The sequence below is a fragment of the Microcystis sp. M061S2 genome, assembly GCF_020245605.1.
Lineage (GTDB): Bacteria > Cyanobacteriota > Cyanobacteriia > Cyanobacteriales > Microcystaceae > Microcystis.
On the sequence record NZ_JADBUP010000073.1, the window covers coordinates 1 to 10,406 of the forward strand.

At 41.5% G+C, this 10,406-nt stretch carries 12 protein-coding genes and 1 riboswitch; of the genes, 6 read left to right on the plus strand and 6 right to left on the minus strand.

The genetic code is table 11. The features are described from left to right. Positions 1-220: hypothetical protein (locus IM475_RS12940; protein ID WP_287727824.1), on the plus strand; the 220-nt coding region annotated here is incomplete at its 5' end. Positions 221-275: 55 nt separating this feature from the next. Here IM475_RS12940 and cobI read toward each other — a convergent pair. The 5 genes from cobI to IM475_RS12965 all read right to left on the minus strand — a co-directional run bounded on the left by cobI (position 276) and on the right by IM475_RS12965 (position 4,522). Continuing rightward, positions 276-980 carry a precorrin-2 C(20)-methyltransferase gene (gene cobI / locus IM475_RS12945; RefSeq protein ID WP_287727825.1) on the minus strand — a complete coding sequence of 235 codons (705 nt, stop codon included), beginning with the start codon at positions 978-980 and terminating at the stop codon, positions 276-278. Further along, positions 977-1,603 (minus strand): precorrin-8X methylmutase, encoded by a 627-nt coding sequence (locus IM475_RS12950; protein ID WP_287658043.1) that lies wholly within the window; start codon positions 1,601-1,603, stop codon positions 977-979. Before IM475_RS12950 ends, cobI begins: the two co-directional genes overlap by 4 nt. A gap of 1 nt (position 1,604) precedes the next feature. Next, positions 1,605-3,029 (minus strand): precorrin-3B synthase, encoded by a 1,425-nt coding sequence (cobG, locus tag IM475_RS12955; protein WP_287727826.1) that lies wholly within the window; start codon positions 3,027-3,029, stop codon positions 1,605-1,607. 56 nt (positions 3,030-3,085) lie between these two features. Further along, positions 3,086-3,244, minus strand: a riboswitch (cobalamin riboswitch). After that, a complete protein-coding gene (locus IM475_RS12960) occupies positions 3,215-3,838 on the minus strand; it encodes a DUF3782 domain-containing protein (protein WP_287727827.1) in 624 nt (207 codons plus the stop codon). Its footprint overlaps the riboswitch before it by 30 nt. A gap of 57 nt (positions 3,839-3,895) precedes the next feature. Further along, positions 3,896-4,522 (minus strand): DUF3782 domain-containing protein, encoded by a 627-nt coding sequence (locus IM475_RS12965; protein WP_287727830.1) that lies wholly within the window; start codon positions 4,520-4,522, stop codon positions 3,896-3,898. Between the two features lie 63 nt (positions 4,523-4,585). Here IM475_RS12965 and cbiE point away from each other — a divergent pair, with 63 nt between their 5' ends. Further along, positions 4,586-5,854, plus strand: coding sequence for a precorrin-6y C5,15-methyltransferase (decarboxylating) subunit CbiE (gene cbiE / locus IM475_RS12970; RefSeq protein ID WP_287727832.1), 1,269 nt, complete (start codon positions 4,586-4,588; stop codon positions 5,852-5,854). A 93-nt stretch (positions 5,855-5,947) separates the two neighbouring features. Here the strand turns inward: cbiE and IM475_RS12975 are convergent, their stop codons facing one another. Then, positions 5,948-6,529: a Uma2 family endonuclease gene (locus tag IM475_RS12975; protein WP_287658031.1), complete on the minus strand. Its 582-nt coding sequence runs from the start codon at positions 6,527-6,529 to the stop codon at positions 5,948-5,950. Positions 6,530-6,759: 230 nt separating this feature from the next. Here IM475_RS12975 and IM475_RS12980 point away from each other — a divergent pair, with 230 nt between their 5' ends. The 4 genes from IM475_RS12980 to IM475_RS12995 all read left to right on the plus strand — a co-directional run. Next, the gene (locus IM475_RS12980) at positions 6,760-7,407 is read left to right on the plus strand and encodes a hypothetical protein (RefSeq protein ID WP_287727833.1); all 648 of its coding nucleotides are present in this window, start codon (positions 6,760-6,762) and stop codon (positions 7,405-7,407) included. A gap of 71 nt (positions 7,408-7,478) precedes the next feature. Continuing rightward, positions 7,479-7,730: a BolA family protein gene (locus tag IM475_RS12985; protein WP_002737239.1), complete on the plus strand. Its 252-nt coding sequence runs from the start codon at positions 7,479-7,481 to the stop codon at positions 7,728-7,730. Positions 7,731-7,998: 268 nt separating this feature from the next. Next, positions 7,999-9,294, plus strand: coding sequence for a P-loop NTPase fold protein (locus IM475_RS12990; RefSeq protein WP_287727835.1), 1,296 nt, complete (start codon positions 7,999-8,001; stop codon positions 9,292-9,294). Between the two features lie 10 nt (positions 9,295-9,304). Continuing rightward, on the plus strand, positions 9,305-10,406 hold a 1,102-nt coding region (locus tag IM475_RS12995; RefSeq protein WP_287727837.1), incomplete at its 3' end, for a tetratricopeptide repeat protein.

The following is a 10,406-nucleotide window of genomic DNA, read 5'->3' on the forward strand; positions in this document are numbered from 1 at the left end:
CGCCCCTACAGGACGCGGGCCGATGAAGACGCAAGGTTTTGAACGACGATTCTCTCAAAATCTTGCACCTGTTTCGCGAGAAAAGCCCCAAAACCTTTACTTTGCCTACATTTCAAATTTATTCAGCAAACCCTACTTATCAATCCGAGAAACGCTGTATATAACCTCCTATGCAATCAAAAAAGCAACGAAGAAAAGACATTTTCATAATATCATCTAAACCCTATAGGTTCTGTCAGGTAGGGGATAGAGAATTTAACTTAGTGTCTATAGAGTTATTGCGGTTTAGTTTTACTAGGAATCAGAATTAATGACCAGTAAGTAGCAGCCTCTGGATCGACTTCTGTAATCGGAATAATTTGCTGATTGGGTAAGGTTGCTCGTTCGATGTAGAGGGCGCGTTCTAATAATCCTAATTCCTCGAGAATATTGCGAACTTTAGCGAAATGTCTGCCTAATTTAATAATCGCCGCTGCATCGATAAAGGCTAGGCGATCCCGCAATATTTCCGCCTCTAAAGTAGCGGGCATAATACTAAATACGTCATTTCGATAAGTAATAGGTACACCCAGCATTGCTGCACTTGCCATCACTGAAGAAATACCCGGCACGACTTCAATGGAAAAGCGATCACACAAGCGATTAAAGATATACATAAACGTGCCATACAACATCGGATCGCCCACACATAGCACCGCCACATCTAGACCTAAGTTTAACTGTTCGGCGATATTTTCGGCGGCAATATCATAATGAGGTTGAGAACTGCGCTCGACACTAAAAGGTAAAGGCATGGGAATTTCTATCTGCTCGGGACGGATAAAATCCGACACAATTGCCCGTGCCAAAACTTTGCCACTTTCTAAGGTAGGATAGGCAATTACCGGAACAGTTGTGAGAATCCGGTGTGCTTTTAGCGTCAACAATTCGGGATCGCCGGGCCCGATTCCTAATCCATAAAGTTTGCCTAATTTATTCATAATTCGTTCTCTTTTGCTAAAGCATTGACTGCTGCTGCTGCGATTGCGCTGCCTCCCCTACGTCCGTGCAGGGTAATAAATGGCACACCACGACTATTAGTTGCTAATTCTGTTTTCGACTCTGCCGCTCCCACAAATCCCACGGGAAAGCCTAAAATCAAAGCCGGTTTATCTACATTTTGATCGAGCAATTCTAGTAGGCGAAAAAGTGCGGTTGGTGCATTACCAATGGCTACCACTGCCCCAGCTAAATGAGGTCGCCAAAGTTCTAAAGCGGCAGCGGATCGGGTATTATTAATTTGCCGTGCTAACTCGGTCACTTCTGGATGATTGAGGGTACAAATAATCGGATTATTTTTAGGTAAACGCGCTTTGGTAATGCCATTAGCGACCATTTGAGAATCACAGAGAATTGCTGCACCCCCAGCGAGGGCATTTCGTCCGATTTTAACCGCGTCCGGTGATGCTTCTAAATCTTTTGTTATGTCCGTCATCCCGCAGGAATGAATTAGACGAACCGCCACATGAGCTAAATCATCGGGGAGATTTTCCCAGTTAGTTTCAGCCCGAATAATAGCAAAAGATTTGCGGTAAATTTCCTCACCATTCTTAATGTATTCCATTCTATTCATCTAAATTTTTCGATTTTTGGGAGCTTAAAATTTGGGCTATGAGGGGGGGAATCTTGGTAAATTCTCCCTCAAATATGGGTGTTTCTAAGAACTTTTGACTATCACCCACATAGACTTGATAAGCTTCTAGTATTTGCCCATTTTCCTCGATGGTAGTTCCTAAAAGGGTAATTTCGGCTGGACCTGGTTGAGCACAGGATTTAGCACAACCTGTCAAATGAATATTAACAGGAGAATTGCAGGTTAAGCGTTCCTTCAAATAATCTGCTAGGAGAGAAGCATGAATTTGAGTTGCAGTGGCCGCTGCTGCACAACCTGGTTTACCGCTACAGGCAACTATCCCCGCATCCCATCCGGGAGAAGCGGATAATCCTAAGGATGCCAGTTTTGGCAACAATTCTGACACTTTTTCATCGGGAATATCGGGTAATATAACAGTCTGCCAAGGGGTTAATCGTAACTGACCACTGCCAAAAGTTTCTGATAGTGCCGCTAATCCCCATAGTTGATTAGCCGTCAATTGTCCTAATCTTAATGATAGGCCAATATAAGATAATCCGGGTTGCTTTTGAGGATGAATTCCTAGATGAAAATAGGGTCGAGTGGAATGGGCAGCCTGCTGGTATTCTTGCCCTTTTATTATGCCGGTAGAAGTCCGATGTAATTGGGAGTTAACTTGTTCGAGATATTTTGTCAATCCCCAATCTTTGAGCAGGTGTTTCATCCGCGGTTTTTTCCCCTTGATATTGGGGGTTTGTTGAACATAATCGATATAAACTGTTACTAAAGCTTTGACCACAGCTAAACAGTTTTCTGGCTCAATTAATAAGTCCGTGTCATAGAATTGTTTATCTCCTCCGAGGGCTAATCGAAAGCAAACAAGAGAAGTTAAATTTGTCGGATTATTGACGGTAATTGCCGATAGCTGAATCTCATTATAGCGGTGTTGCCAGGCCATAGTTGAACTAGTGCCAATTCCCACTGCACCACCGCCATCGATCCCGATACTAAATTTAGGACTTAGTTGGGCAATTGATGGATAATTTTGGATAAAATTATCTAATTCTTGGACTAATGGACGAGTATCGATCAATTCTTGATAGTCAATTCCAGCCGTGGGACTGGACATGATATTACGCAGATGATCGATACTGGGATTATGGGCGGCTAACCCTAATTTTTGCAGGGTTTGAAATTCTTCTAAACTGGGGGATTTTTGCAGTCCGCGAATTTGCAGATTTGCCCGATTGGTAACTTGTATTGTCGTCTGCCATTGTTCGAGCCAAGTGGCGATCGCTTTTCCCTGTGGAAAATTGAGCCATCCACCGGGGGTGCGGAGACGAATTAAAAACCCATCCTGGGCAGCAGTTCCATAAAATAAACCGGGACAAGCATTTGCTTCAACTAACCAATTCACCGTTATTTGTTCTCCATGCGACGCAGAGAAGTAGTTAGAAAATTATTTGTCTATCTACCGATTAAAAGCTTGTAATTGGTATTCTGACTCGCAAGGAAAAAGGGAAGATGTACTCTTTTTACTTTTTACTTGATTACAGCTGCGGCACAGTACCAGAATTGCACTGGACTTTCCCAAAGACAAGTTTAAGGATCATACCACGTTTTCGGTTGAAACTCAGTATCGTTAAGAATTGCTACATTTTCACCCCTTTGTGCCAAGACAAATAAACCTTGACGATAAGCATATTTATCCGCTCCCTCTTCGATTTCAATGCCTGCTACTGCCCCATATAATTGTTTGTGGTTATATTCGGGAAAAAATTGCCTAAATTCTGTTAGATTCTTGATTAATTCTTTGACATCATCTACACTTAAACTACTTTTAACTTCCACTACTAGCACATGATTTTCATTAGTTACTAACACATCAATTTCTAAGGTTTTACCGTCGAGACGTTTTTTGACTCTTTGACTAACTTGATGTACGGGAATCTGACGATTTAAAAATAAAGTCTCACAAGCTGGGGCTACCATATTTTCGACAAAACGACCCCATTTACCCCCAAGATTACCAATTTCTTGACTGACTCTGGTAATTTGGCGATCGGTTTTTAAAGATTGTTCTTTGAGAATACGCTCGGTTTCTTGAAAGCGTCGCTCGGTTTCTTGAAAGCGTCGCTCGGTTTCTTGAAAGCATCTTTCTGTCTCTTTTTGAGCTTCTGCTAATTCGGCTAATAATTTCCAAACATCATCGGCGGTGGTGGTCATAAGTTTTCATCTGAATTAACTTGGCACTAACCCGATTATATCTTGTTTTTAAAGCCCCTACCACGTTTTCGGTTGAAACTCAGTATCGTTAAGAATTGCTACATTTTCACCCCTTTGTGCCAAGACAAATAAACCTTGACGATAGGCATATTTATCCGCTCCTTCTTCGATTTCAATGCCTGCTACTGCCCCATATAATTGTTTCTGGTTATATTCGGGGAAAAATTGCCTAAATTCTGTTAGATTCTTGATTAATTCTTTGACATCATCTACACTTAAACTACTTTTGACTTCCACTACTAGCACATGATTCTCATTAGTTACTAACACATCAATTTCTAGGGTTTTACCGTCGAGACGTTTTCTGACTCTTTGACTAACTTGATGTACGGGAATCTGACGATTTAAAAATAAAGTCTCACAAGCTGGGGCTACCATATTTTCGACAAAACGTCCCCATTTACCTCCAAGATTACCAATTTCTTTACTGAGTCTAGTAATTTGGCGATCGGTTTTTAAAGATTGTTCTTTGAGAATACGCTCGGTTTCTAAAGATTGTTCTTTGAGAACACGCTCGGTTTCTTGAAAGCGTCGCTCGGTTTCTTGAAAGCATCTTTCTGTCTCTTTTTGAGCTTCTACTAATTCGGCTAATAATCTCCAAACGTCATCGGCGGTGGTGGTCATAATTTTTCCTCTGAATTAACTTGACACTAAGCCGATTATATCTTGTTTGAAGGATAGAGCCTGATGGCAGATAATGAAATAGTAGCGATTTTTTTTAATATGGCGGATCGCAATTGTAAATCGAAATGGCTATCGATTATAGGAATTGGTGAAGATGGCTTAGAAGGGTTAAGTTCGGTGGGGCGAAGTCTGCTTTCTTTAGCATCAGTTATTGTCGGTGGTGAACGTCATCTGGCAATGTTACCCCCAGAGGATCAACGGCAAAAACTGCTCTGGACTTCTCCCATCCAAGACTCCATTAACGAGATTATCCGCCTTCGTGGTCAATCCGTCTGTGTTTTGGCTAGTGGTGATCCCATGTGCTACGGAATTGGTGTCACCCTCACCCGTCAGATTCCCCTTGAGGAAATGACGATTATTCCCTCTCCTTCTGCCTTCAGTCTTGCCTGTAGTCGTTTGGGTTGGTCCCTGAGTGAAGTGGAAACTTTGAGTTTGTGCGGTCGGCCCCCGGCTTGGTTGAATGGGGTGCTTTATCCCGGTGCTAAACTGCTGGTACTGAGTGCTGATGCCCAGACTCCGGCGATCGCTGCTCGGCTGCTCAGGGAGGGAGGTTTTGGCGAGAGTTCCATCACGGTTTTAGAACATCTAGGGGGAACCCTGGAACGCCACATTGAAGGCATCGCCAACGATTGGGAGTTTACAGAGCTGGCGGATCTAAATGTCATCGCCATTAGCTGCATTTCCTCTAATCCTCCTACCCTGGCACCGCGCCTTCCAGGACTGCCGGATTCTGCTTACCATCATGACGGACAGTTGACAAAAAGAGAAGTTCGTGCTATCACTCTGAGCAGATTGGCTCCCCTACCCGGACAATTGCTCTGGGATGTGGGGGCGGGTTGTGGTTCCATTGCCATTGAGTGGCTGCGGAGCGATCGCCGTTGCCAGGCTATTGCGATCGAACATCATCCCACCAGATTACAATACATTGCCGATAATGCCGCCGCCCTGGGAACGCCCCATCTGCAAATCGTCGCCGGAATCGCACCGAGCGCCTTGGAAGATTTACCGCAACCGGACGCTATTTTTATTGGTGGCGGTATCACCACACCCCACCTATTGGAAACCTGTTGGTTAGCCCTGCGCCCCGGGGGTCGTCTTGTTGCCAATACTGTTACAATTGAAAGCGAATTAGTTCTCTTGCAATGGCATAGTAAATTAGGAGGGGAACTGCTGCGAATTGGCATTGAAAAAGCCGAACCAGTCGGCAAGTTTTTAGGTTGGAAAGCCATGGCCCCCGTAACCCAGTGGACTGTTCTAAAACCGAGATTATAAATCCTTGATTTTCTCCTTGATCTCTCTTGTAAAAGCGGAACGATTAGCCAATAAACTGCAGGAATTAGGCATTAATCCTGACGAAATCTAAGTTTACCCCTTGATCTCACTTTTATTGCCGAGTATTTCAATTAAAGTTAACTCTATTGCTGGAAAGGATTCAATAAAAATAATTTCACCTCGATAATATTTCTGAATATCCTGATAACTACCCTGCAGCGGATGGCGATAAACTTCTAAACATTCTTCCTTGAGATTGACGATCCAAACTTCTTGAATATTTGCCTCTGCATAAAGAGGGATTTTAGTATAGCGATCATAATCGAGGGTAGAATCGGAAACTTCAATAATTAAATAGATATCTTGAGGACAAGGATAGGCAGCAACATAAAAATCTGATCGAGGTATTAGTAAACTTAAATCTGGTTCTGGTTGAGAATTATTATTTAATCTAATCGGGTTTTGCACTCCTAAGAGAATAAGATCACCGAATTTTCGATAAAATAACTGTGTTAATCTAGCTATACAGGCAGCATGACGGGTTCCCATCGGTGACATTTTGATAATTTCTCCTCGAATTAATTCGACTTTTTCATCGGGTTTGATTATTCCCTGGGTTGTCATTTTTTCGTATTCTTCCACCGTAAACTTACGAGTAATCAGTGATAAAGACATTTCAACTAAACTCCTACTTTCTCTTTATTCTATCTGGACAGCTTGCCAAGGGGTGAATTATCAGTATCAAAACAATTAATCAGGGGGATAAACTAACTTTTTGGGGACTTATACTGATTTTTCTAGAAAAATCATCGGTTGCCATGGCGACAAAACCGCTAGAGCTAACGTCTAGAAAGCTGGGGTCGGATCGAAACTGCCCCAAAAAAGCTACTATAGGTCAGTTGTCGATGTTAGAAAAAATAGCCGTTCCCATCAGGAACATTAAGTCGAGAAATTTTATGGTTAAGCGAAAACAGCCTTATAGTTTAATTTATCTGCTCACTCTGGTGATCGGTTTAGTGATTGCGATCGCACCTGACGGACAAGCACAAACCCCCGACTCTAACACTCCTGCCAGCGATCCTAACGAATTGAAACCCTTAAATCAAGCCGATAGTGTCCTGAGTCTTCAGGGGGGACAACGTTTAGTGGAAGAAGCGAACGCCGCTATTAATGCCGCTAAATACGATGTCGCTGTGGACAAACTCAATCAAGCGCGTCGGATTTTTAACCAACTATCTAACTATCATCTGCAATTAGCTAATAGTTTCTCAGGAATTGACCCGAAAGTATTCGATTCTCAGCGTCAAAGTGCTTTAAACACGGGACAACTGCGGGATGAAGCCACCTATCAGCTTGCTTTGGTCCATAGGGCGCAAAATCAGCCAGAATTGGCGGTTCCTTTGTTAATTCAGGTGATTCAATCCCAAAACCCCACCAGTGAATTAGGACAAAAAAGCTATCAACAACTCTACGAGATGGGATTTGTCAGCACACCTATCTCCGCACCGACTCCCACCTCGGCAACTCCTAACAACTCCCCCCCACGGCAGTAAATTTTGTCCCTATTGACGAGCTTTCGGTAAAAATGGGATCAGAGTATCTTTAATTGTTTTGAGGAGTTAAGATGGTTGACTTTCGCCAAGTAGAAGCGATGATTCAAGAACAAATCCCCGATGCACAAGTGATGATTCGGGATTTGACGGGAGGTGGCGATCATTTGGAAGCGGTGGTTATTTCTGGCGAATTTGCTGGCAAAACCCGCGTTAAACAGCATCAAATGGTTTATGGCGCTTTACAATCGGCACTGGCTACCGAAGCCATCCATGCTTTGGCATTAAAAACCTACACTCCCGACAGTTGGGCAGCAGAAAAATAACAGTTATCAGTTATCAGTTATCAGTTAGTTTTTTGGCTCTCTTAGGTTTGGTGGGCAAAATGTATTCTAAAATACATTCTTCCTAGCGAGCGAGTGGAAGGAACCACAAAGACACAAAGGACACAAAGATTGATCGATCCTCTGTAAGTTAAACTTATCACACAGAACCTAGAAGAGCCAACTACCCAATTCATAATTCATAATTCATAATTTCCACACCCCACACCCTACCCCCACGAAAAACTTTTTCAGCAACCCCTAATTACTCATGGTTAGTCCTTTACTGGAACCCTTTCGAGAAGCCTATCGCAATTTGGAACTTTTACCCCTGCGATCGGATAAAGAATTACAGCGTTTTGCTGTCAAATACGGCACAGAAATTATCGACGAATTAGAACAATTGGTCGAAGATAGTCCTTCGGAAGACGGAAAAATTATTCTAGCAGGACATCGGGGTTGTGGTAAGTCAACCCTACTCTATGAATTTAAAAGAAAGTTAGATGATCGCTATTTTGTTGTTTTCTTCTCGATCTCAGACACGATCGAAATGTCAGACGTAAATCATGTTAATATTTTATTCTCGATCGCCGTTCAGATGATGTCAGAAGCGGAAGCCCAAAATTTAACTATTAAAGATTCTATTAAAAAAAGCTTTTATCAATGGTTTGCTGAACAAATCTGCACGGAAACTAATCAAGCAGATGCCACTATCGAAACAGGTTTTAACTTTTCTACTTTACTAGCTCACATTAAAGGAATTCTCAAGATTAATTCGACTATTCGCGAGGAAATCAAACAAAAGTATGAGCGGAGAATTACCGATTTAGTTGCCCAAATTAACATTATAGCTAGTGCGATCGAGTCCCAAAGTCAGAAAAAAATCTTAGTAATTGTTGATGACATTGATAAAATTGACTTAGCACAGGTAAGGGATATTTTTCAATCCCATATTAAAGCGATTATGTTGCCCGGTTTTCGGATTATTATGACTATTCCGATCGCCGCTTTAAGAGAGGTAGCTTTAAAGGCAACTCTCCAAACAGAAACCAACGATCAGATCGTGCAAATGCCTGTATATAAACTCTTTAAACAGGGAGAAATTAATTCACCTAATGCTATACCCGATCCGCAAATTATTGCCACTTTAACCGAGATTATCACTAAGCGCATCGATCCCGCTTTAATCGATCCTGACACCCTCGAAAAAATTTGTCTTTATAGTGGGGGAGTGTTACGAGAATTAATTCGCATTACTAATGATTGCTGTCGGGTTTGTTTGCGATCGGTTCGTCGTTATCCCGATGATAATACCCTAAAAATTAATCAAGCTGTTTTAGAACAATCAATCACAGAACTTAGTCTCGATTTTGCTGAAAGTATCGGTACAGCAGATGAGGAAATTATTAAAACTGTTTATGAAAAGTTAAAACCGAAGGATCTCAAGGATCAAAATTTTCTAGATCTTTTGCATGGTTTATATATTTTGGAATACCGCAATGGCGATTTGTGGTATAACGTGCATCCGATTGTGGTTGAGTTAATGAAAAAAAGAGGAACAATTTGAATGGTATATTATGACTGATGACACATCTTCAATTATCGACCAAAATGAAAGAGAATACGAAGGTTTAATCGTGTCTCTAGAGGCAAATCAAGAGAGATTAAATATATTGATTTGTGTGTGTGATCAGGAAAAATTGCGAGAAGAAATTATTGATCGCTATAGCAAAGAATTAGAACCAGTAATCCCTTGTTATCGGATTGATTTAGATCAAAAAGAACCGAGTTTAAGAGCAGCAATTGCTAGTTTAGTCTCCAGAAAACCAGAGTTATTACAAAGCAAAAACGCTGTGATCACAACCACAGGAGTGGAAAAATTACACTCGATCGAATGGCAACAGGAAAAATCGGAACTAGATAAATTTTTTGGTTATCTGCAATGGACAAGGGAAGGATTGCGAGAATTTCCCTATTCCATTGTTCTTTGGGTAACAAGCACAGTGGAGGTAAATTTACGCAAAAAGTCCCCCGATTTTTGGAGTTGGAGAAAAGGAGTTTTTCGCTTTATTTCTCCTCCAAGTAACTTTTTACCTTGTCAGGAATTTTTACCAATTTTACAATCTTTTGACGAAATTACTATAGATAAAGATATTCCTTCAATCTCTAAGGAAGACTTGTTAGAACTAATCGAGCAAATCGAGGTAAATAAAGGCAAAAAAGAGCCAAGACTAGCGAGTTTATATGCCAGTTTAGCTAAGATTTATAACCTTCGTTTATTAAATCTGCCATTGTCAGATTATCGTCAGGAACAACAGCTTGCGATCGAGTATTATCAAAAAGCGATCGATTTACAAAAAGAGTTAAATCTAGAACTTGATTTAGTTGCGAGTCTCGACTCATTAGCAGGTATTTACTATTTTCTAGGAGAATACCAAAAAGCGATCGAGTTTTGTCAACAGTCCTTAGCAATCACACGGGAAATCGGTGATCGGGGGGGTGAAGCGAATTCCTACAATAATTTAGGCAATGTTTACTATTCCCTAGGAGAATACCAAAAAGCGATCGAGTTTCATCAACAGTCCTTAGCAATCTTTCGGGAAATCGGTGATCGGGGGGGTGAAGCGTATTCCTACAATAATTTAGGCAATGCTTACAATTCCCTAGGAGAATACCAAA

Excerpts from the sequence above, each read along its gene's own strand:
- IM475_RS12975 (WP_287658031.1), bottom strand. The coding sequence starts at position 6,529 with ATGTCTTTATCACTGATTACTCGTAAGTTTACGGTGGAAGAATACGAA.
- IM475_RS12980 (WP_287727833.1), top strand. The coding sequence starts at position 6,760 with ATGTTAGAAAAAATAGCCGTTCCCATCAGGAACATTAAGTCGAGAAAT.
- cobI (WP_287727825.1), bottom strand. The coding sequence starts at position 980 with ATGAATAAATTAGGCAAACTTTATGGATTAGGAATCGGGCCCGGCGAT.
- IM475_RS12985 (WP_002737239.1), top strand. The coding sequence starts at position 7,479 with ATGGTTGACTTTCGCCAAGTAGAAGCGATGATTCAAGAACAAATCCCC.
- IM475_RS12950 (WP_287658043.1), bottom strand. The coding sequence starts at position 1,603 with ATGGAATACATTAAGAATGGTGAGGAAATTTACCGCAAATCTTTTGCT.
- IM475_RS12965 (WP_287727830.1), bottom strand. The coding sequence starts at position 4,522 with ATGACCACCACCGCCGATGACGTTTGGAGATTATTAGCCGAATTAGTA.
- IM475_RS12960 (WP_287727827.1), bottom strand. The coding sequence starts at position 3,838 with ATGACCACCACCGCCGATGATGTTTGGAAATTATTAGCCGAATTAGCA.
- IM475_RS12990 (WP_287727835.1), top strand. The coding sequence starts at position 7,999 with ATGGTTAGTCCTTTACTGGAACCCTTTCGAGAAGCCTATCGCAATTTG.
- cbiE (WP_287727832.1), top strand. The coding sequence starts at position 4,586 with ATGGCAGATAATGAAATAGTAGCGATTTTTTTTAATATGGCGGATCGC.